General features: G+C 60.2%; 17 protein-coding genes. 9 read left to right on the top strand and 8 right to left on the bottom strand.

The window, feature by feature from the left end; genetic code table 11:
- The first annotated feature begins 6 nt into the window (after nt 1-6).
- Together ABX74_RS12120 and ABX74_RS12115 are read left to right on the top strand one after the other, a co-directional pair.
- Nucleotides 7-843, top strand: coding sequence for a MazG family protein (locus ABX74_RS12120; protein ID WP_047888904.1), 837 nt, complete (start codon nt 7-9; stop codon nt 841-843).
- A gap of 320 nt (nt 844-1,163) precedes the next feature.
- A complete protein-coding gene (locus ABX74_RS12115) occupies nt 1,164-2,645 on the top strand; it encodes a sugar transferase (RefSeq protein ID WP_047888903.1) in 1,482 nt (493 codons plus the stop codon).
- 14 nt (nt 2,646-2,659) lie between these two features.
- Here the strand turns inward: ABX74_RS12115 and ABX74_RS12110 are convergent, their stop codons facing one another.
- Genes ABX74_RS12110 through ABX74_RS12085 form a run of 6 tightly spaced genes read right to left on the bottom strand, consistent with a single transcriptional unit; the run spans nt 2,660 to nt 8,301 of the window.
- Nucleotides 2,660-3,214: a YdcF family protein gene (locus tag ABX74_RS12110; protein WP_029255883.1), complete on the bottom strand. Its 555-nt coding sequence runs from the start codon at nt 3,212-3,214 to the stop codon at nt 2,660-2,662.
- A gap of 33 nt (nt 3,215-3,247) precedes the next feature.
- Nucleotides 3,248-4,369, bottom strand: a complete 1,122-nt coding sequence (locus ABX74_RS12105) for a glycosyltransferase (RefSeq protein WP_047888902.1) — start codon at nt 4,367-4,369, stop codon at nt 3,248-3,250.
- Nucleotides 4,366-4,902 (bottom strand): DapH/DapD/GlmU-related protein, encoded by a 537-nt coding sequence (locus ABX74_RS12100; RefSeq protein ID WP_029255881.1) that lies wholly within the window; start codon nt 4,900-4,902, stop codon nt 4,366-4,368. The genes ABX74_RS12105 and ABX74_RS12100 overlap by 4 nt, the downstream gene beginning before the upstream one ends.
- Entirely contained in the window at nt 4,899-5,879 is a 981-nt protein-coding gene (locus ABX74_RS12095; protein ID WP_047888932.1) for a GDP-L-fucose synthase family protein, read from the bottom strand. The genes ABX74_RS12100 and ABX74_RS12095 overlap by 4 nt, the downstream gene beginning before the upstream one ends.
- Entirely contained in the window at nt 5,876-6,913 is a 1,038-nt protein-coding gene (gmd, locus tag ABX74_RS12090) for a GDP-mannose 4,6-dehydratase (protein ID WP_047888901.1), read from the bottom strand. Before gmd ends, ABX74_RS12095 begins: the two co-directional genes overlap by 4 nt.
- Entirely contained in the window at nt 6,910-8,301 is a 1,392-nt protein-coding gene (locus tag ABX74_RS12085) for a glycosyltransferase family 4 protein (RefSeq protein ID WP_223257898.1), read from the bottom strand. The genes gmd and ABX74_RS12085 overlap by 4 nt, the downstream gene beginning before the upstream one ends.
- 378 nt (nt 8,302-8,679) lie before the next feature.
- Between ABX74_RS12085 and ABX74_RS12080 the strand changes: the two genes are divergently transcribed.
- The 7 genes from ABX74_RS12080 to ABX74_RS12050 all read left to right on the top strand — a co-directional run bounded on the left by ABX74_RS12080 (nt 8,680) and on the right by ABX74_RS12050 (nt 18,501).
- The gene (locus tag ABX74_RS12080) at nt 8,680-9,942 is read left to right on the top strand and encodes a hypothetical protein (protein ID WP_144419581.1); all 1,263 of its coding nucleotides are present in this window, start codon (nt 8,680-8,682) and stop codon (nt 9,940-9,942) included.
- A gap of 183 nt (nt 9,943-10,125) precedes the next feature.
- On the top strand, nt 10,126-11,439 hold the full coding sequence (locus tag ABX74_RS12075; protein ID WP_047888899.1) for a hypothetical protein: 1,314 nt from the start codon (nt 10,126-10,128) through the stop codon (nt 11,437-11,439).
- A complete protein-coding gene (locus ABX74_RS12070; protein ID WP_047888898.1) occupies nt 11,436-12,872 on the top strand; it encodes an oligosaccharide repeat unit polymerase in 1,437 nt (478 codons plus the stop codon). Before ABX74_RS12075 ends, ABX74_RS12070 begins: the two co-directional genes overlap by 4 nt.
- Complete coding sequence (locus ABX74_RS12065; protein WP_047888897.1) at nt 12,869-13,672, top strand: SGNH/GDSL hydrolase family protein; 804 nt, start codon at nt 12,869-12,871, stop codon at nt 13,670-13,672. Before ABX74_RS12070 ends, ABX74_RS12065 begins: the two co-directional genes overlap by 4 nt.
- On the top strand, nt 13,669-15,084 hold the full coding sequence (locus ABX74_RS12060) for a hypothetical protein (RefSeq protein ID WP_047888896.1): 1,416 nt from the start codon (nt 13,669-13,671) through the stop codon (nt 15,082-15,084). Before ABX74_RS12065 ends, ABX74_RS12060 begins: the two co-directional genes overlap by 4 nt.
- Nucleotides 15,081-16,862, top strand: a complete 1,782-nt coding sequence (locus tag ABX74_RS12055) for a polysaccharide biosynthesis tyrosine autokinase (RefSeq protein WP_047888895.1) — start codon at nt 15,081-15,083, stop codon at nt 16,860-16,862. Before ABX74_RS12060 ends, ABX74_RS12055 begins: the two co-directional genes overlap by 4 nt.
- A 253-nt stretch (nt 16,863-17,115) precedes the next feature.
- Complete coding sequence (locus tag ABX74_RS12050; RefSeq protein ID WP_223257897.1) at nt 17,116-18,501, top strand: glycoside hydrolase family 71 protein; 1,386 nt, start codon at nt 17,116-17,118, stop codon at nt 18,499-18,501.
- On the opposite strand, the gene ABX74_RS12045 is transcribed toward ABX74_RS12050, so the two are convergent.
- Together ABX74_RS12045 and ABX74_RS12040 are read right to left on the bottom strand one after the other, a co-directional pair.
- Nucleotides 18,502-19,734 (bottom strand): lipase family protein, encoded by a 1,233-nt coding sequence (locus tag ABX74_RS12045; protein ID WP_053062022.1) that lies wholly within the window; start codon nt 19,732-19,734, stop codon nt 18,502-18,504. It abuts the gene before it with no gap.
- On the bottom strand, nt 19,731-21,374 hold the full coding sequence (locus ABX74_RS12040; RefSeq protein WP_053062021.1) for a serine aminopeptidase domain-containing protein: 1,644 nt from the start codon (nt 21,372-21,374) through the stop codon (nt 19,731-19,733). The genes ABX74_RS12045 and ABX74_RS12040 overlap by 4 nt, the downstream gene beginning before the upstream one ends.
- Nucleotides 21,375-21,663: the final 289 nt, after the last annotated feature.

The following is a 21,663-nucleotide window of genomic DNA, read 5'->3' as shown; positions in this document are numbered from 1 at the left end:
CACACGGTGAACGAATCGCCCGTCGTCGTACTGCTCGATCCTTTGCGGCCGCATGTCTTTCCGCTGGAGGCGCTCCCGTTCCTGTCCGGCGCGATCGATATCGACCCGGACGTTCCCGACTCAGTACGCGGCGCACTGCCGGCCACGACGCCCGGCGCCGCGGTGACTGTGATGATGGACACCGCCGAGCCGAAGATCGAGGCGTTGTCTGCCGCTGGGGTAAAGATGATTCGCGCCGAACCCATTCACGGCGATCGACTGGTGGAAGCGGCGTCGATCATGGACCGGTTGTGGAATCGCGGCGGTTGGGAGTCGACCCAGACGCACGAGAGCCTCTCGGTTTACCTCGTCGAGGAGACCTATGAGGTACTAGACGCGATTCGAAGCGACGACGAGAGCGATCTCCGTGAGGAACTCGGCGATCTGTTGCTCCAGGTGTTGTTCCACTCGCGGATCGCTCAATCTCACGACGTTTTCGAATTGGACGACGTGGCCGGCGCATTGATCGCGAAACTTGTGCACCGCAGCCCGCACCTGGTCAGTTCCGGAGTGGTCGACATCGCTGAGCAGGAGCGGGCGTGGGACGCTTTGAAGGCTGCCGAGAAGGCGCGCGCGTCGTCCATGGACGGCATCGCTCGGTCGCAACCGCCGTTGCTCCTCGCCGAAAAAGTACTGAGCAGGGCCGCCAAAGCCGGTGTGATCGAAAGCGCCGATGAAGCTGATCTGGAAGCTTCGATCGAACAGTGCCGACGCGCCGACACTGCACTCCTGGGCGCCCTGGACATGTTGATCGCCGACATTCGGATTCGTGAGGGAAGACGTTTCCAAAACATGGAGGATTAGCCCACTTTGACGTAATTGCCCGGTAATCATCTGGCAACCGGGAAATAGCCTGGACTCGGTGAGTGCAGTTGAAACAAACCTAAGGTATGTTTACGTACGAAATGAGCAACACTGGGTCGTTTTGTCGCACGAAGTGGCCTTTGATCGGCGGTTATGTAGGGGGGTCCGATGACGGTTCGTTTCTGCACTGCGAGCAGCGAGGTACGGCAACCGGCGGGGTGTTGCCGTACCTGGAGGCTCGCAGTGGCTACCGATCAGCGATCCGCTGAATCCGTTCGACCCGCTGAAGTCATTCGAATGACTAGAAGGACTGATGGCAAATGAGCGTTCATGCTGAGGTGGAGAGCCGGTCGGCATCATTGCAGGATTCCGCTCATGTCGGCACCGACTGGCGTCGGGCATACCGGAAGCGGATTGCCGTGAGCGATTCGATCACGGTTCTGTTCGTGATCGCGCTCGCACAGATCGGCAGCATGTGGCCGCATCCGATCGAGTGGCTGACACCACTCAAGGTGATTGCGTCTGCAGCGCTGGGAGGCCTGTGGATGATCGCGCTCGCACGCGGACGCAGCCGTCATCAGTCGATGCTGGGCGAGGGCAGCGACGAGTACGAGAAGGTGCTGCTCGCTACCGGCCAAGTCTTCGGAGTGGGCGCATTGGCCGGGATCATTCTCGGCGTAGGAATCGCGCGTAGCTATCTCATGATCGCACTGCCTGTCGGGCTCGCTGCGCTGCTTCTCGGGCGCTACCTCTGGCGACGCGACATTCGAAAGAAGCGTGCGAGCGGGGATTGCCGCAACTCGGTGCTGTTGGTCGGTGGACACGCGTCCGTCGTTGCTACTACGCGAGCCTTCGTGCGGGACTCCTCGGCAGGCTACGACGTTGTGGGAGCGTGTATTCCGCGTCGGGCGACCGCGCTGGACGATCACATCGTCGTCGACGGCGCAGCGGTCCCGGTATTGGGCAACGAGTTCGAGGTGGTCGAGGCGATGCGCGCAAGCGGCGCAGACACCGTCATCGTCACCGGAACCGAAGACCTCGGGCAGGTGGGCATAAGGAAGCTGATGTGGGACCTCGAAGCCGAGGGCGTCGACATGGTGGTTTCACCGGTCGTAGCTGACGTGTCGAAGGCTCGCTTGATGTTTCGCCCGGCGGCAGGGCTCCCGTTGATTCACGTTGCGCGACCGCGCTACCAGGGCGCCAACCGGCTTGCGCCCGCTGTTTTCGACGCGGTGTTCTCGATGCTGATGATCCTCCTCGTGGCGCCGGTCATGGTCGCCGCCGCCGCTGCGGTCAAGTTCACGTCGAAAGGCCCGGTGTTCTACAAGGCAGAACGCATCGGCATCAACGGGAAACCGTTCCCTATGTTGAAGTTTCGTACCATGGTGGAAGGCGCCGATCAGCAGGTTGTCGATCTGATGGGGGACAACGAAGGCGCGGGAGGCGTGTTGTTCAAGATGCGGGAGGATCCACGAATCACGTCCGTCGGCAAGATCCTTCGTCGATTGAGCATCGACGAGCTACCACAGTTCTTCAACGTCATTCGCGGCGAGATGAGCGTTGTCGGTCCGCGGCCGCCGTTGCGGCGCGAGGTCGAGATGTACGACGACGAGGTTGCCCGGCGCCTGCTGGTCAAGCCTGGCATCACCGGTCTCTGGCAGGTAAGTGGTCGCAGTGATCTCTCCTGGGAGGAATCTGTTCGTCTCGACTCGTCGTATGTGGAGAATTGGTCTGCGGCGCAGAATATCTTGATCATCACCAAGACCGTATCCGCAGTGCTCAGGAGTGACGGAGCGTACTGACCGGCCAGAGGCAGTCAGCATTCCTGGAACTGGGCGCGAACATACCCGGCGGTTTGCCACACGTAGTTCGCGGCCCAGACCCAGACCGGAAGTGGTCGGGGGTCCGCGACTACGTCGATGTCACCGTCCCAACAACGATTGATGATGTAGCGACTGCGAGAGACATGGGGAACGAAGGTCACAACGATGACGCGCTTCCATCCCTGTGCCTCTGCGCGACGCCGAATCTCCTGTCCTTCACCACGCGTGGTCGACGGATCTGGCTTGAAACAGCTGACCTCGAAGTCGTAGGTTCCCTCGCATATCGCGTTGATCTTCGGATCATTGCTTCGATACGGATTCGAAAAGATGATCTGGGGCGCGTAGCCCTGCTCGGCCAAGGACAGTCCGTACTCTTCTCTGCCGTCGTGATCACCGCCGAGAACAACTATCGCGTCGGCCATTTCGGGTGTGTCGATCACCGGATCGACGTAGACCGGCCAGCCGGCGGCAGTGATTGCAGTAAGTCCGCCGACAATCCCGCTGAGAACGAGTATGCGTCGACGGACCTTGGGGCGAGTGGATTTCACAATTACTTCCTGTAGTGCAGATGTGGGAGCCGCTCAGAGCCCGTACTGGGTTTCGAGCACCGCACGAACGGCAGGCATTCCTAGTCGTTCGCGAGCAACCTTTCGCGCGCGGGCGCCCATCTCTGCTGCGACGACGGGATCCTTCAAGAGCGACGAGATCGCCGCAGTCAGTGACTCGGTGGCGTTGTCGATCACGAGGCCACAGCGACCGTCGCGAATCAGTGGTGCGAGGCCACACGTGTCGGTGACGACTACGGGCAGTCCAGCGGCCATCGCTTCGAGTACGGACATTGGGAACGGCTCGTTCACGGAGGGCAAGACGTATACCGCGGCTTGACGAAATCGTGCGGCAGACTTGTCGAACGGAAGTGGGCCTTCGTACCGGATGACACTGCTGTGCCCGGAGCGGTCGATCAGTCGGTTGACGGCTTCTGCTTCGCCCTCATCCGGTCCGACTATCGAAAAGTGCGCCGTGTGTCCGCTGTCCAACAACTCTTTTGCGGCTTCGACGAAGACCTGGGGTCGCTTTCTTGCCTGTAATCGTGCGAGGTACAGGACCTCGGGCGGGTCGCATCTGTCCACAGGCGGCGACTCGAGGTCTTCCGCCTCCGGAATCCCGTTGTTGAGTTCCACCAAGTTGAGGCGACCGTCTCCGACAACGGACTGCAGGTCTGCATGTTCTCGTTCGGTGAGATAGAACACTGTCCGTGCGCGTTTGAGGACCGGGATCGTGAGAGCAGCGTCCAACGGTCTTGCCAGCAGCTTGTCTGTTTCGTCGATCATCCCGTGAGTCTGTGCGAAAACTGGAATGCCGTATGCCAGAGCCAACTTGGCGGCAGGAAGGGTCACCAGGTCGCGCGCGAGATGAATGTGCACGACGTCGAATTCTCGGATGTGCTTGCGAAGCCACACAAGCATCGACGGCGCGCCGATTCCCGCGTACCCGATCTTGGGGATCACGGTTCGCGCCGGAAACAATTTCAGAGCGATACCCTGCTCGCGTGTCGGGGGCACCGCGTACCCACGCTCACCTGCGACAATAGTTACGTCATGGCCATTGTCCTGCAATGCTTTCGACTGATTGAGGGCGACCCTGATAGGCCCTCCGTAAGCGGCGTCCGGTGAGAAGAGAGTGACGATCTGCAGTATCTTCATCGTGCAGCGCCGGCCCGTGGCGCCAACATCGTGGTTCCGGCGGAAACATCGGACGTCACCAAAGCCGTCGCGCCGACGATTGCGTTGTCTCCGATCGTTACACCTCGGAGTATCGTCGCGCGGGCGGCGATCCATGCCTGGTCGCCGATGACGATGGGGGCATTGTCGAACTCGAATGTGGGACTTCGGTGATCATGACTGCCCGTACACAGGAGGACATCCTGCGAGATAGCCGTGTTCGCCCCTATCGTGACGGGTTCGAGATTGAGTATCCAGGTTCCCTCGCCGATCCACGAGTCTGCTCCGACCGTGAGCTTCCACGGCCAGTGGATACGGACGCGGTGCCGAATCAGGACCCCGTCGGCGATGTCTGCACCGAACCGCCGGAGAACTGCAACGCGTATCCCGTTGGGGCACCACCAATGAGAAAGCAGTACACCGGAAATCACGAGCCAGGAGATTTGAACCAGCGGACCGCGTCCCTTGTCGTATCCGGCACCGGTGAATCCGGACAGAGTGCGGATTGTGCTCACAGTCGGACCGCTGCAGACGAGTCCCGTACGTGTTCGCGATACCAGGCAACGGTCGACTCGATGCCCTCGCGGGTTGAGATCTGTGGTTGCCAACCGGTGGCCATCAGTGTGGACACGTCGAGTAGTTTGCGCGGTGCACCATCGGGCTTGCTTGTGTCCCAGTCCATTCGGCCTTCGTATCCGACTGCTTCGGCCACAATGTTTGCGAGATCTTTGATGGTTTCGTCGTGACCGGTACCGACGTTGATGTGTCCGGACTCGTCGAAGGTGTCGAGTAGGTGAAGGAGTGCGTCGGCCAAGTCGTCCACGTGGAGGAATTCTCGACGTGGGCTCCCAGAACCCCAGTTCGTGACGGATTCAACTCCATCCTTCTTGGCTTGGTCGAGACGGCGGATCATCGCAGGAAGTACGTGCGAAACATTCTCCGAGAAGTTGTCGCCGGGTCCGTACAGGCTTGTCGGCATCGCCGAGATCCAGGGCAACCCGAACTGCCTGCGAACGGCCTGGACCTGGATGATTCCCGCAATCTTGGCGATCGCATATGCGTCGTTGGTCGGTTCGAGATGGCCGTTCAGTAATTGATCTTCGGTGATCGGCTGTGATGCCAGGCGCGGGTAGATGCACGAGGACCCGAGGAACAGCAATCGACGCACGCCGTGCCGCAGTGCTGCGTCGAGCACGTTGGTCTGGATCTGGAGGTTGTCGGAGATGAAGTCGACCGGATATGTGTTGTTCGCGACGATTCCCCCGACCTTCGCGGCAGCCAAGACAACGCACGACGGTGTGGTGGCTTCGAAGAAGGCGAACACGTCTGCGCGGTTTCGCAGATCGAGTTCGGCAGATGTGCGGCCGATCAGGTCGGTGAAGCCACTCTGCTCGAGCTTGCGCCACAGCGCGGATCCCACTAGCCCCTTGTGTCCGGCGATGTATGTCGGGGCGCTGCGATCAAGAGGTGCAATCGATTTCGTCGTGATCATGAGAGCGAGATCTTCCAATCAGGGAGATGTGGCGTGTCGATCCACGGTGTGCCGGCATGTGCCATTGCTGCGATGTCGGCGTCCATCATGATTCGAGCCAATTCTGGGGTCTGTACTGTCGCTTTCCAGCCCAATTTGTCCTCGGCTTTGCCTGCGTCGCCGACCAGAGCGTCCACCTCTGTCGGGCGAAGGTAACGAGGATCGAATTTGACGTACTTCTGCCAGTCGAGACCAACGTGTTCGAATGAGGCCACGACAAAATCCTGGACCGTGAAGTTTCCTCCAGTGGCCAACACGTAGTCATCTGGTTCGTCGACTTGAAGCATCCGCCACATACCCTCGACGTACTCGGGTGCGTAGCCCCAGTCCCTTACCGCGTCCAAATTGCCCAGGTACAGCGAATCTTCGATCCCGGCCTGGATCCGTGCGACTGCACGCGTGATCTTTCTCGTGACGAATGTTTCACCGCGGCGGGGTGACTCGTGATTGAAGAGGATCCCGTTCACTGCGTGAATTCCGTAGGCCTCGCGATAGTTCCTGGTGACCCAATACGAGTACACCTTTGCGGCACCGTACGGCGACCGAGGATAGAACGGAGTGTCCTCGTTCTGTGGAGGCGGACTGGCTCCGAACATTTCCGAACTCGAAGCCTGGTAGAAGCGACACTGCAATCCCGTCATGCGGACTGCTTCGAGCAAACGAATAGACCCGATTCCGGTTGTGTTGCCGGTGTGTTCGGGCTCGTCGAAGCTGACCCGCACGTGCGACTGCGCAGCGAGGTTGTACACCTCGTCTGGTGCGATCTTCGACAAGAGCGTGACGAGTCGTGCGCCGTCGGACAGGTCACCGTAGTGCAAGAACAGCCGTGCGCCCTGTTCGTGAGGGTCCTGATAGAGGTGATCGATGCGTGACGTGTTGAAAGTTGATGCGCGTCTGATCAATCCATGTACTTCATAACCTTTGGCCAACAACAGTTCTGCCAGATAGGAACCGTCCTGTCCGGTGATCCCTGTGATGAGTGCGCGTTTGGTCATCGAGCGTCAGCTGCCTTGTCTGTGTTCGTCGTCTTCGGATCCGAGTCGAGATGTGCGTCGAGATGTGTGACGTGTTGTTCCGAGTGGCTCGCGTGCTGACTCCGGCCGGCCACCAGGTCGCGGATCCACTGTTCGCATTTGTCGATGGACGCGGTTTTACCGACCGCGGTAGCGCAGTACCGGACCCCGGCGGCGCCAAGTCTGGCGGAGGTCTCCGCGTCGCCCGCGAGTTGTAGGGCCGCGGTGAGCAGGCCGGCGGGATCGCCGTTCTGCGTGACGACGCCGGCACCGGAAGCACGGATCTCGTCAGCAGTCGTGGATGCCACGTCGGTCGCGGCGACGATCGGGGTACCGCTGCTGAAGTACGACGTCAACTTGCTCGGCACTGCCATCCCGACGATTCCGGGTGCCTCGTTGACCAGTAGAACGTCAGCGGCGGCCATGGCAGTACGGAAGTCCTGGTCGTCGAGTGGACGGACGAAGTCGATTCGATTGACTCCCACTGCCGCGGCTTCGAGGTTCGGTCGCTGATTGCCGTCGCCGACCAGAACGAATCGGATGGGCAGATTCTGCTCGTCGGCGAGTCGAGCCGCCTCCACCACATTCTCCAAACCTTGCTTCACGCCCATGTTTCCGGTGTGCAGAACTATGGTTTCGTCGGGCGACCACCCGAATCTGGTGCGTGCGGCGGTGAGATCGTCCACATCGATCGGTGCCACATGCGTCCAGTTCCGAACGACGGTGACTCGTTCGCGTGGGACGTGAAGTTCGTTGACGACGTGGTCGACGAAACGGTCATGGACGACGGCGATTCCGTCGGCGGACTTCACGACAGCCGCCTCGAGCTTCGACGTTGCGCGGGCACTGCGGCCTGTCATCGCGCCGGTCTCTACGACGCCTTGTCCGTACAAGTCGTGGACCCAGACCCCGATGGCCGGACGTTTGGGCGTCAGCCGAGCACGTCCGAGGACCATCGCAGTGGCCAGCAATGCCGGACTGGTACACACGATCACATCAGGTGTGTTCCACCCGGAGCTGGCGGCACGTGCGCCGAAACTCAGCTCCATTTTGATTCGTCCCAATGCGTTCGGTGGGTTCGGCACGAAGTGGCGGCGTCGGTGAACATGAACGCCGTTCACGACCTCGTCTATCGACCGTCCCTGATACGAAGCGTCGATTTCCCATGCCGGATAGTGCGGGTACCCGGTGACAACGTGCACCTCGTGTCCGCGCTCACCGAGCGATTCGGCAAGGTCCGTCATGTACGGAGCTATCCCCGTGGTTTCCGGCGCGTAGTTGATGCCGAGGATTGTGATGTTCAGCGAGCCGACAGTGGCACTTGTCGGTAACTCGGGAATCGCCGAATCGTCGACAGGGTGCTCGTGCATCTGGTCGGTCTGTGTACTGATGACGAACCTCCGGTTTGGAAAATGCGCGTTAAACAGTCAAACGGTTTTATTCAAGCTATTTAAGCGCCAGTAGGGCGGTTTATCAACCTGGTCAGCTGGATGGACTCGACAAAATGGGCGAATCGCTCTGGTGGATTCCGACATGCAACCGTCTGGACGACTGATTTAGCCGAAAAATAACTGGATGGATGTGATTCTGGTGATAGTTGCGTCGAGGTGGGTGGTGTGCGTCCGGGCGGGTCCGGATTCTGCGCTCTCGCACCATGTGCAATTCTGTGCTCATGCAATGGTCTGCGTGAATGTTCGATCGCACTTTGACCGTCTTGCGGTTTGTGTGTATTCAGCGGCAGAGGGGAAATGATGAGGTCTGATCCGTGGGGGAACATCTACTGCTGCAATACTCAGCAGGCGTTTGCGACAGTTGTACCGTCAGTAGTCGACGACGCGATTTCGGTGTGGATCAGCAATGTTTTCGATCCCGCGGACGACATCCGTGTGCGCGTCGTGCTGGTGCGCCGAGTCGATGAATCCGAAATCGAACCCGAGCATCTGGTGCTCGACGACGTGGCAGGCGATCTCCCCGACGAGTTCGACACCGTCGATGTCGACGAATTCAACAAGGTCTTCGTGAGTTTCTTCCACAACAGTCGCCTCGTCGACCCGTCGACAATCGTGTTGGTCGTAAGTGCCGGAATGCTCGGACTGATCTACTCGCACCGATTCGGTGACGAGACCGTGTTCATGCCGAAGTCGGAACGACTCTTTCTGGCATTGAGTGGGTTGAGTCCTGACTATGCGCCCGATCGTCAGGACCGGCGGCCGTTGACTGCGCGCAGGATCGTCGAGGGCGGACTTCGGATGTCCGTCGCTCGTCCCAAAGCATCTTTCGGCGCGATACGGCAGATTGTCGCTATGCGGAAGGAGGTTCCGCGTCCTGTTGCTCGCCCGGACGAGTCGGGCATTGATGCATTGGATTCGCGCGCGTGGTGGTATTTCGCCCGGCTCGAGGGCAGTACTGATCGCAAATTGCCGTCGGTCTACTTCTACTGCGCACTACTCGCCGCGTTGCGACGTGGGGCTCACGAGAGTCATCACGTGGTGGCGGACCTTCGCTCGTATTCCCCGGTTCTCGGGCTCACCGATGGGAATGCGTTCAGTCACATACCATTTCGGGCCGATTGGTCGGTCGATGACCCTGCGGACGTAGCGCGTGAACTGTCGTCGCGAATTCGGTCGGGTGAGGCGCTGATCCGTCGATCAGTAGGCGAGGTGGTTGCGCGCGCAGCTGACTACAGGCACGGATCCAGCGGTGGGTCAGGCGAAGGTGACGAGATTGTGGAACAGCCTCTGACCACCAGTATGTCGTGTTTTCGTCTCCCAGCCGATCGACCGTATGCGAAGCTGGATGGCCGACTCGTGTACTCCGGTGGCATGCAGACCTACGCCCCGAACGCGCTGTCGATCAACATTCGGGCGACTGGGAACGTCTCCGATTGCACGTTCAGTCATTCCGGTGGACATGTCGCGAAGGCTTCACTGATGGCGGCGGTGAAGACTGCCTCTGGCCTGTCGGGTGCCGACGTCACGATGGAAACAGGATTTCACTTCGGCGAGCGATAGCGGAAACCAGCGTCCCACGGTGCGTCTGCAGGCACTTCGTACTCCTCGGCTACTTCGCAGTAAACAATCCTATAGACTGTTTTGAGTGAACTGAGCCGACCGATGGTTTCAAATTGATCTCGGTCTTGAAATCTCGGTCGCGGAACATCGAAGTCTTGGAATGCGGCGAGCGCAAGGGGGGACGTGAGAGACGTGGCGGGTCTCAAACTGCGCGTGCTGTTCAGCGCGGGTGATCAGGTGCTGTCCAGTGTCAGCAACGCGTTGATTCTGTTCGCGATGGCAGGCCCGTCGTCCGTGAGTGAGTTCGGTCTGGCGATCCTCGTTTTCTCCATCCTCACGGCTGCGCTCGGATTCGTTCGAGGCGCAGTGGGCACACCGCTGCTGTTGATGAGTGCATACAGCCGCAACAGGATTCGCACGGAGAGCAGACATGCGATCTCGGGTGCGGCCTTCTTCGGAATCGTAGTCGGGATCGTTGCCCTCGGAGTCTCTGTTTTCCTGCACGAACCGCAGGTGGGGATTGCATACGCCGTCGCTGCACCGGTTGTCCTCGCGCAGGATGCCTTGCGGTTCACCGCGATGTCGATGGGAGAACCGGAACATGCGTTCTTCAGCGACGCGTTGTGGGCCAGTGTGGCGTTCGGTGTGCTTGTCGTGACTTGGCTTCGACCAGAGGCACTTTCGATCGCTGAGATGATCTGGCTGTGGTCCCTCGCCGGAGCGCTTGCACTCGTTTACCTGATGATTCGCGTACAGACGCTACCGCGACTGACTGGTCTGTATCGCTGGTGGACGTCGTTCTGGACCCATCGAATCCGGTTCGGATTCGAGAGCGGTATCGACCAACTGGCCGCAATCGTGATCGTCGCGGTGTCCACAGCCTTCATCGGAACGGTGGCTGCCGCGTCTTTGCGCGGAGCAGTGACCGTTCTGGGTCCGTTCGCCGTGCTGATCAGTTCGCTACCACTGATCGTCATTCCCGAATCCGTTCGGGCCGGCCACACCGCGCGCCAGGTGTGGAGCACACTGCGCTATGCGGCGTGGCTCACATCCGCGATGGCGGCAACGATCGGATTTGCCGCTCCCTTCCTTCCAGATGCACTCGGCCGGGTCGTTCTCGGAGAGTCCTGGGCCGAGGCGCGCCATGTCCTGCCGTTTCTCGGACTCGAGTACGCGGCGATCTGTTGGATAGCGGGCGTTTACAATCTTTACCGCACTCAAGGAGCCAGTGGACGACTGCTCAAACTGCGAATCGTCCAGAGTCTCACGGCAATTGTCATCTGCAGTGCGGCTGCAGCCCTCACTGGAACCGCGGTCGGAGTCGCGATCGGACTGGCGCTCTCATCCATCTTGGTCGCAGTCTGCCTGGTGGTTGCTGCCCAACGGAAGCACTCTGGCCGCGAAAGCCCTGCGATCGTGCCGTCCACTGTTGATCGTTCCGAACCCGGCGACCTGCGCCGAACACGAACAGGCGCACTGGCCGGGACGACCACGTGAAAACAATTTCCAGCGGGCGGACAAAGCCTCACGAGTTCGCGGAATTCGACGTCAATCGGCGAGACTCGTTGATGCCACCACTGATTGCGATCTGGACCGCGGTGATCATGGTGATCATCGTGCCTTTCGCAGTCGTCGAGTTCACTCCGACACCCCCAGGGCGCGTGTGGATGGCGGTACTTGCCGTCACCACGATTTCGGGATTGCGCTACGCGTGGATTGTCGGCGAGGGCTTTCGTCGGCTCGTCGAGATGTCGTTCTGGGTCTTCACCTATGTCTTCATGGGTCTTGCACCACTTGCTCAGCTCCGCCTGCGAGAGATTCCTCCTACGACGCCGCGAGTGGATCCGTCCCTCAACTCGACGGCGGTCTCGATCGTCATTCTGGGGATCGTCGGCTTCCTGGTGGGATTAGTGTTCTCCGGTGCGGTCTGGCGTCGAATCAGAGACACGCGATGGGGAAACGCCACGAGCGTGCGTGTGGATCCCGTTCGGGTTTTGATTCTTGCCGGTTGCGCCCTTGTCGCCAACGCGTACTACATCAAGAAACTCGGTGTAGGGACGCTTCTGTCGAGCCGAAGTGCCGTGGTGGAGCAGGCGAGTGCGTCGCTGGGGCAATCCACGGTCGCCAGCATCATCGGCGCCGTCGCGATGATGTCCTTGCTCGTCGCATTCATCGCGGTGGTCAAATACCGTGATCAGAATCCCGGAGCGGATCGTCTGTTTCTTCTCTGCGCCATCGTGCTCGGAGCCGTGCTGTTGTTGACGTTCAATCCGATCTCGAGTGCGAGGTATCTGTTCGGTACTGCAGCACTCGCCGTGGCGGCACTTTTCGGACTCTTCGCGACCCGCGTTCGATTCCGTGTGGTTGCCCTGCTTGCCGTGGCGGCACTTGTTCTGGTCTTTCCGCTCGCCGATGCGTTCAGGTACAGCACGTCGGCACAGTTCAAGACAAGCTCGCCACTCGAATCGCTCACGTCTCCGGACTACGACGCATTTGCACAGGTCAACAACACCGTAAACTTTGTGAATACGCACGGGGTTACCGATGGCAAGCAGGCACTCGGAGTTGTTCTTTTCTGGATTCCGCGGACCATCTGGCCCGGCAAAGCTACGGACACGGGCATCCTGCTCGCGGAGAGCCGCAACTACACGGTCAAGAACCTTTCTGCGCCGTTGTGGTCCGAGTTGTTCGTCAACGGTGGGTGGATCGCGTTGATAGCCGGAATGGTTGCTCTGGGCCTGATCGCGGGGATTCAGGACAGAAGAATCGAACTGTCGCTGCGCCAGTCCAGGGCGCCGACGATTCTTGCCTGCATCCTGCCCTTCTACCTGATCATCCTTCTCAGAGGGTCACTGCTGCAAGCGATGTCGTACTTCCTCGTCATCATCGGCTGTGCATTCTTCGTCTCACGACGGGAGGCGACTCGATGACTCGGACGAGCCGATTCTCGTCGAGAATCTCTGGCCGTCGCCCGCTGGAACTCGTGGGTCTTGTTCTGCTGGTGGTATTGGTCGTCTGTGCGACGGCGCTGGCCGTGCGTCAGAATTCGGCTGCCGAAAACGGCCGGTCCGCCCTCACCGCAGCGACCACGGTTCCTCAGTTGCCGGCGGACACAGCGCCGGCATCGATGTGGTTCGGCGACAGCTTCACTGCGGGGATCAACGGAATCGGGCTCGGGGCGTACCCGAGAATCATCTGCGTCCGGATGGGGTGGGACTGCAATGTCGATGCACAGGGAAGCACCGGTTTCGCCAACGACGGCGCACCGGAGTATCAGGGAACTACAACACGATTCGCGAATCGACTATCGGTGTCGATCGAGCGGTATCGAGCGGACATCATTTTCGTGGACGGTGGGCGAAACGATCTGCACATGAGTCCGATGGATTTGTTTCCCGTCATGACGTCGTACATCGACGCCGTCCGGGATGCATGGCCGGATGCGCGTCTGGTGATCATCGTGCCGACATACGTCACACCAGTGCCGTACGAAGGATACGAGCAATTCGTGTCAGCGCTGCGAAGTTACGGGGAATCGGTTGCCGCGACCGTGATCGATCCCGTTGCAGACGGTTGGTACGCCGACGTCGACCTCGAATCACTGAAATTCGAGGACGGTGTACATCCGAATGCAGTGGGGAATGCAGTGATTGCTCAGAAGCTGGTGGAATCGCTGACTGCCTCCGGTGTGATTCGCGACGGCGCGCCCAATGGTGGGATTCTCCGATGAACCCGTCCCGTTTCTTCGAAGTCCTTCGTGACAGGTGGATTGTCGTCGGCATCTCGACAGTGCTCGGCCTGCTGGTAGGCGTTCTGTTGACAATGCTCACGCCGACCACTTTCAAGTCCTCGACCGAACTCTTTCTCACCACGCCAGGGTGGGGAACACCGACCACTCTGGGCAATGCCGATTCGAGCCCTTTCCAAGGTGACGAGTTCTCGCAGCAACGAGCCGGTACGTACACGCGTCTGGCGGAAGGTGCCGACTTCTCGGCCCGTGTCGCAAGTCGTCTGGGCGAGAGTGGTCTTCGTGACGTCGAGAGCATTTCGGTTCGCGTTGTGCCCGACACCGTGTTGCTCGAAATCTCTGGGACCGCCGACAGTGCAGATCGGGCGCTGCAACTGACGAACGCGGCTTCGGATGAGATGAACGAGACGATCCGGCGGCTCGAGACGCCGAGTGGGACTTTGATCCCGACGGTTCAGCCGCTGACTGTCGTCACGGCGTCAGCACCGACGAGCCCGTCTGGCCCGCAGACGATTCCGAACCTTCTTCTGGGGTTGGTCGTCGGATCGATGGTTGGAGTGACTGGTGTGATCTTGGCTGCTGCGAGGTCGAGAGCAGTTCAGGGTGTCGACGAATTGGCGGCCTGGACGGGTCTACCTGTGCTCGAGTCCATCCCGTACCTCGGTGACAGGGGACTGTCCGCCGAGGAAGGTGCTCAGTCGGCATCGAGAAGTTCTTTCGAGAGACTGCAGTTCAACCGAGATCTCATCGGGTCAGGCACGCCGGCATCACCTGTGCTCGTGACCGCTGCCGACGAGGGGGAGATCAGCAGGTTCGCAGCTGGCGGTATCGCCGATGCTGCTTGCGCTCTGGGGTATTCGGTGGTTCTCGTCGACTGCAACTTCCGATCCTCGCGTGCTCATATCGAGTTGGGGGTCACCGACATCGTCATGTCGGACAGCGTCCTCGACGATGTTCTGATCTCGACACCGCTGCAGCCGACTCTCCTCCGGAGCGGTTCGCCGACCGAAACTCCCGAGCGAGTCTTCGAGTCGGAGTCGTTCGGACGCATGTTGCGAGATCTGAGTGCCAGGTTCGACGTTGTGGTTGTCTTCGACTCCGGCGGGACGCAGTACGCTGACTCGAGCCGATTGGCCAAGGTGTGTCGTTCGATAATCCTTGTCGTTCAGTCTCATTCGACGAACAGGCAGGACTTGATGACGAAGATTCACGATCTGGAAATCGCAGGTGCGAAAATCGAAGGTTCGGTCCTCCTGACCACCACACGCCGAGGGCAGCGAGGGGCAGTGTTGCCCGGCGGTCGGCCCGAAACAACTGACTCGGTGGCAAGTCACACGCCACGGCGCGACGGAGACACACGCACACAGCGGTCTCCAAGAAAGGCGAACACATGAATGCACTCAGCTCTGCCGCGCGAATCCTGAGGCGGGGGTGGGCAGTACCTGTCTTCGCGGTGTTCGGCTTGATCCTCGGTGCTTTCATGGCCATTTCGAGTCCGTCTTCGTACACGTCGACAACTGTGCTGTTCATCGGCTCGCCGATCAGCGCCGACTCGGCCGGTGCCTATCAGGGCGATCTGTTTTCTCAACAACGAGCGGCGACCTATGCCCAATTGTTTTCGAGCGACGATCTCGCGGTCAAGGTGATCGACGACCTGGGTCTTCCAATGAGCGGACACGAGTTGGCCTCGCAGGTCTCGGCGGCAGCAGTGGAGAAAACTGTGCTCTTGCAGGTCTCTGTCACGGATTCGACGGCCGAAGGATCGGCTGGTATCGCCAATGCGTATGCGAAGAATTTTGCACAATATGTCGGGCAGTTGGAGACCCCTAACGGTGGTGGACGTCCGAATACGTCTGTCCAGGTGGTCACCGAGGCGAACGCTGAAGATGCCAGTGGGGGTTCGAATCTCGTGATGACGTCCCTGTTCGGCCTCGTCGGTGGCCTGGTCGTCGGCGTCGGCGTCCGGGTGCTCCTCGGGCGGCTCGATCGATCCGTTCGAAGCGCTTCCATGCTCTCGGCCGTTGCGGGTGTACCGATTTTGGCGACAGTTCCGGAATCGGCTTCGCGGGGATCTCACGCGTTGACATTCCCCGCCGACGGCGCGACCGCCTATGCCGAGTCGATACGCAAGCTCAGGACAGGTATCGAGTTCGCCGGCCCGAGTGCCGACGCGATCCGTTCGGTCCTTATCGCCTCGCCTCGGTACTCGGAGCCTGCGGGGTGCATCGCAGCCGATCTCGCGGTTGTCCTGTCCGAAGCGGGACGTCGAGTACTGTTGGTGGACGGTGACTTGAGGTCGCCGAGCTTGGATTCATACTTGGGGATGAAACCGGCAGCCGGCTTTTCCGACGTTCTTGCCGGCGCAATTCCGCTCGTGGACGCGCTCGTTCAGGTACCTGGTCGCTCATTGACCCTGCTGCCCGCCGGCTCGATACGATCCGATTCCGGTGACGCCATCGCATCGGTCTCAGCACGCGAGGTGCTTTTGGAGGTCATCGAGAATTTCGAATACACGATCGTCGTGGGCCCACCTTTATCGCTCTATACCGATTCGACTGTGATCGGCTCAGTCGTCGACGGTGTGGTTCTTGTTTCAACACAGAGTATTTCGTCGGTGGACGAGGTGGAAGGGGCAGTGGCCACTCTGCGCGCTGCCGGCGCGAACTTGTTGGGTGCTGTGCTGACGGGTGCCGGACGTAGTGGCTCGGTCAAGGGCCGCAGCCGAGTGAGCGTGGTCGACAAGCCTTCGCCGAGCGAGCCTCCGGTTAATGATGCATCGAATGAACGAGTCGGCGCGTGGCCCCCCGTCGAACGGGGAGCCGCTGCGCATTCGGTCCATACAGAACCGGGCATGGGCTCGACCGGGAAGAATGAAGTGGACAAGCATGATTCGGCCGATTCCGGTGAATCTATTGCCGACGGTGTGCGAATCGATTTCGACGAATGGGAGCCGGCAGAGACCGAAGAGCGCTACACGCGGAGTGATCTGGACAGTCCCACGGTGGCGATCCCGCGCTCGATGCTCCGGACGAAAGTCGCGCCGAAGGTAAACCGGTCGAGCGACGAGTTGCCGACCGATGAGCGGCAGGTAAGATCACCTGGTGAAAGCGGCGATTCCGATTCCATGTCGAGTCACCCCACGCAAGCTTCGGATTCTGTGCAGCAGAATTGAATTGGAATTCGATTTCCAGGTTCGGGATGTCAACTCACCGGACATTGCGTCGTAAGGCCGTGTGTGAGAAGGGGTGGCTGATTCGGTGAACGCCGATGCTCGAAAACGGAAACGGGTGAGTATCGAAGGTTCGCGGGGCAGGAAATTTCGTGCAGTTGCAATCGGCATTGCGCTGGTGTCGTCAGCGCTTCTCGTAGCGTCCGGCCTCAGGCTCTCTGGTGGGGTGGACCCAAACGCGAGGGTTGACGCGGCGGTGTCATCACATCCCGCCGTCGAGCTTCCGGACAACGGACAGTCGACCGGCAAAATGGTCTTTGCGCACTACTTCCCGCCGTATCCCCTTTCGATCGACAACCTACCGTCGGGCGAAGACTATTACGCCACTCAGTATCTCAATCCGAACGGTGAACGAGGTTCATACGCCGCATTCGGAGGGTTTCTTCGAGACCGGCCGCAACCACGGCCCGTTTCAGCTGACGCACAGTGGAGGCAGCGAGATCTCGAAGATGAAGTGCGGCAGGCAATCGACGCAGGAATCAGTGGGTTCTCGGTTGACATTCTGACGAAGTCGTCGAACCCGTTGTGGTCTTCGTCCGTTCCGTCCGAACTTCTCGCTGCTTCGGCTGCGGTTGATCCTGCGTTCGAAATAATGCTGATGCCGGATATGAACGGCGAACTCGGCACATTGGACCCCGCGAATCTGGCAGGCGAGTTGTCGCAGTACGCGTCATCGCCGTCGGTTTTTCGATTGACGGACAACCGGGTGGTGATTTCGCCGTTTCTTGCCGAGAAACACGACCCGGCGTGGTGGTCGCAGTTTCTCGAAATCATGAAGGCCCGCTACGGGATCGAGGTGGCCTTCGTTCCACTCTTCCTGAACTCCACCACGAATATGGATTCATTCGCGTCGATAAGCTACGGAATGTCGACGTGGGGTGGACGTAACCCTTCCTTCAATCCAGTGACGGACACCGGGATCGGCTCGCCACTGGATCAGGTGAACCGAGCGCACGCTCTCGGCAAGATATGGATGCAGTCGGTCTCGTTCCAGGATGCGCGCCCCAGCCAATCGGTTTTCGACGAAGCGCAGAACACTGGGAATCTCCGAAACACTTGGCAGATTGCGCGCGAATCGGATAGCGAATGGGTGCAACTAATTTCGTGGAACGACTACAGCGAAGGTACGGCGTTTGCACCGAGCGAGGGGCACGGTCGTGCGCTGCTCGATTTGAACGCATATTTTGTCGACTGGTTCAAGACCGGAACGGCACCGGCGATTACACGTGATATCGCGTACGTCACCTATCGGAACCAGCTGTCGTCCGCGCAACCCGCACTACCCTCGGTATCGCCGATGATTCTGCGTGCGGGGTCGTCCCCGGTTCGCGACACGATCGAGGTTTTGACCTTCTTGGTCGAAGGTGCCGAAGTGAAAGTTACGGTCGGCGGTACGACGACCACGTGCAGGGCCGATACAGGGATGGACATCTGCACGGTTCCATCGGCGGTCGGCGCCGTCTCGGTCAGCGTGGTTCGGAACGGGACGGAAGTGTCTTCGGCGAAGACACATGCCGACGTCGCATCCACTCCTGCGGTTCAGAACATGGAGTACCTGGTCGATTCGAGTTTTCGACGATAGTCAGCAGTCCGACGGCGGTGGCTCGCCTCTGAAGCGCGCTTGGAGCCAGACTGCGGTCTCGGACCCCGGATCCAGATTGTTGTGAGTTTGGCCTGCCCTGACGATGTGCTGCACCGAATCGTCGAACGCGCAGGCATTGTCGACGGCCTCTTGCACCCACTGTGGGCGGATCGTCTGATCAGCGTCGCCGTTGATGACCAGGAGTGGTCCTCCGGCCGGACGCTGCGGAAGGGCGATCGATGTGAGCCAGTCGCGCAGGACTGCTCCGGCCTCGTCGGAGCTCGGCAGGGTATCGGCGGGATTCAGTCGTGATGCTTGTTCGCCGCGTTCTTTCAACGCCGGGCCCGCACATGCCAACCACATCTCAGAGTTACTCGACAGCGCACCGTGTAGGTAGTTGCCTGGATCGGTGCCGGGTCGAGCGACGGTCAGCCCAGATACTACGTACGACATCATGATCTGCTGTTCATGCGTCAGCCACTGCGACTGGGCCAAGTCGGCGAGCTTGGAAAGATCTGCGGCCGGAGCCAGCGCTACCGATCCGACAAAGTTCAATTCGGGCGCGTAGAAACCGGACAACTCTGCCGCCGCCCATGTGGCTTGCCCACCGATCGACACGCCGAGTCCTGCCCATTTCCCGGACGTGTCCGGGACCATTTCTCGCGCCGCGCGAACTCCGTCGATCAGGTTGAACGCGCTGGTGTTGGGATCGAGGTACGGGGTGATGCCGCCTGCCGGACCCAACCCTTGGTAGTCGGTCATGACTGCCACGAATCCCAGTTTCATCAAAGGGACGATCGTACTCGCGTAGCCCAGGAGATCCGGGTGCATCGAAGGTCCGCACTCCGCAGTCACTCCCGTTGTGCCGTGACCGACGGTGACGACAGATCGCCCGCCGGGTGGTGGATCGCCTTCCGGAACGAAGACGACTCCAGAGACGATCGTTGAGCTTCCGTCCGTGCCTGAGGTTGATCGGTACGTGATCTGGTGGGCAGTCGCGCCCACTCCGGCTATCAGTGGATCGACGTTGTCGAATGCGGACGTGCTTTCGAGTTTGCCTCTGGCCGCGACGGCGTCGGCGCTGATCGAGGGAAGAGGTGCGGACGTCGGAGCCGGTTCGGCGGGCGCTGTGTCGGAAGCGCAACCGGTCAGAAGCGCCGCGGTTGTCGCTGCAACGACTACGAATACGTAGGACGACGTTCGAATTCCGTCCCGGGTAGACGTGCGCATCATGCTCCGAGTCCCTCCTTGTCGTGCTTCGACACGGCGAGTCTTCGGTCTCCGAACGCATCGAGTGCAGAGGCAACTATCAACCGGCCGACGCGTTCTCGAGAACTGCGATGGAACAGGTTGTGATCACCGGAGCCTGAGAACAAGACGTGCGGGGGATTCTTCGAGCTCGAAAGACGCGTGACACCTTGTCTGCCTCTGTTCGCCTCGAACCACGCTTCGTCTTCAGGCGCGAGGGACACTGCGGTCTTCGTCCCGCGGCGGGTCAAGGTGCGAAGCATCGACTCAGGGGCGTTGACCAGTCCGAGGAAGCCGAGACCGAGCCACACCGGGTAAGGCACGTACCGCTGGGCTCGTCGTCCGGCATTGCGAATTGTTCTGGCCACGACGAAAATTCGGTTTGCAACGTCAGACTCCATTGCATCGACATGTGCTTTCTTCACTGGTGGTCGTCGATTGTTGATCGACCAATTCACGATGTTGAGAAGCACCACGGACCGTGCGCCGCGCTGGCTTGCCACGTAGGCACCCATCCATGCGCCGGAACACATTCCGACGTGCATCCGGCGGGACGGCGGTACGTCGAGAGTGTCAATCAGATCCAACACATTGCGGCGCGCTTCCGGAGACACGATGGGGGTGTTCTCGTCGGTGAGGACAGTTCCGCTGTCTCCTGTGCCCATCCTGTCGAAGCGAACCGAGCGGATGCCGTGCGCTGCGAGAGTTCGAGCGGACTCGACCCACAGCCTGGCCGGCCCGATCCGGTGTTCGTTCGCGGTGCTGTGAAAGACCGCAGTGGCAGCGTGACTCGTAGTCGTGCGGGAGGCGGTGGAGATTGCAAAGAGTGATCCGGTGGACCGTCTTTCCAAGGTTTCCCAGATTTCTTCGCCGTCGTCAGCCGTCGCGACATGCGCCGCCGACGTGATCTCTGGATCGACGACAGTCTTGTCCTCTCCGAATTGACGTGACACCCAACTCGAAATCTGTTTGATGTCGTGCGTTGGCACCGAGAGTACGAAACTGCTGGGGGATACGAACTGATTCTGGCGTTCGACGAACATGCGGTCTGCGCCGGATCGCGCGAGCATCCGAACAGTGCGGGGCGAAGCAGCGAATTCAGGGCGAATCGCGGCGAGGACCTTCGTCGAGGAACCCGGATCGAAGGTGCTGAGGTCGAGTCCGGAAAGGTCTTTCACCGCAGCGGAATCAAGCACGCCGCCGACGATGGATGTGCAATCGTCGTGGTGAGGGTCGTCGTCGACCGAAACGCGGTACAGCGAAGTCAGTTCGCGAACGTAGGACCGACCGGATATGACCGGATCCCACAAGACCATCGCACGTAGGTCGCCAAGCGTATCGACGGTGGCCGCCGCGATCAGTGCCCCTGCGCGCAAACCTGTGACGGCAACGGACTCGATGCCCGCGCGCCGCGCGTACGCAACGGCTGCCGCAACGCTGGCTTGCCATTGCGCAACTGCGAGCGGGTCATCCTGGCAGCCGGATGAATCACCCTGTCCTGCATAGTCGAAACGAAGCGCGAGGAATCCGTACTCGGCAAGTTCTTGGGCGAGTTGGCGTAGTCCCCGGTAAGCGCTGATGTGTTCCTTCGCAAGGGGTGGACATATGACGACGGCGCCGCGCACGGCACCATCCGAAGGCAGGTGAAGCGAGGCGAACAGAGCCCTATCGCCTGGGCCTGGAATCCAAGTGTCAATCGTGCGAATCCCGGTCGGTGTCTGGCGGTGGCGGAAGTGTCGAGGGGTGGTCTCCAGCGGGGTGAGATGAGGGACGTGTAGTGCGGATATCGCGCTTGTCATGTTGGCCATCGACTTGTTCAAGGACCTCTCCACACATTGATTCAGCCTGCCAGTTTCGCGTAGTTCTCCGGTTTCCCGAGGATCCGGTAAACTTCCCGCTACGGATAACATACCG

The organism is Rhodococcus sp. ARP2 (assembly GCF_001029585.1).
In the GTDB taxonomy this organism is placed as follows: Bacteria; Actinomycetota; Actinomycetes; order Mycobacteriales; family Mycobacteriaceae; genus Rhodococcus_F; species Rhodococcus_F erythropolis.
The sequence above is the reverse complement of the archived record's forward strand: the minus strand, read 5'-3'. Positions and strand labels throughout refer to the sequence as shown.

Bases quoted from the DNA above. Each gene is read 5' to 3' on its own strand.
- ABX74_RS12115 (WP_047888903.1), top strand. From the start codon at position 1,164: ATGAGCGTTCATGCTGAGGTGGAGAGCCGGTCGGCATCATTGCAGGAT.
- ABX74_RS12045 (WP_053062022.1), bottom strand. From the start codon at position 19,734: ATGATGCGCACGTCTACCCGGGACGGAATTCGAACGTCGTCCTACGTA.
- ABX74_RS12095 (WP_047888932.1), bottom strand. From the start codon at position 5,879: ATGATCACGACGAAATCGATTGCACCTCTTGATCGCAGCGCCCCGACA.
- ABX74_RS12060 (WP_047888896.1), top strand. From the start codon at position 13,669: ATGAACCCGTCCCGTTTCTTCGAAGTCCTTCGTGACAGGTGGATTGTC.
- ABX74_RS12065 (WP_047888897.1), top strand. From the start codon at position 12,869: ATGACTCGGACGAGCCGATTCTCGTCGAGAATCTCTGGCCGTCGCCCG.
- ABX74_RS12055 (WP_047888895.1), top strand. From the start codon at position 15,081: ATGAATGCACTCAGCTCTGCCGCGCGAATCCTGAGGCGGGGGTGGGCA.
- ABX74_RS12105 (WP_047888902.1), bottom strand. From the start codon at position 4,369: ATGAAGATACTGCAGATCGTCACTCTCTTCTCACCGGACGCCGCTTAC.
- gmd (WP_047888901.1), bottom strand. From the start codon at position 6,913: ATGACCAAACGCGCACTCATCACAGGGATCACCGGACAGGACGGTTCC.
- ABX74_RS12085 (WP_223257898.1), bottom strand. From the start codon at position 8,301: ATGCACGAGCACCCTGTCGACGATTCGGCGATTCCCGAGTTACCGACA.
- ABX74_RS12080 (WP_144419581.1), top strand. From the start codon at position 8,680: ATGATGAGGTCTGATCCGTGGGGGAACATCTACTGCTGCAATACTCAG.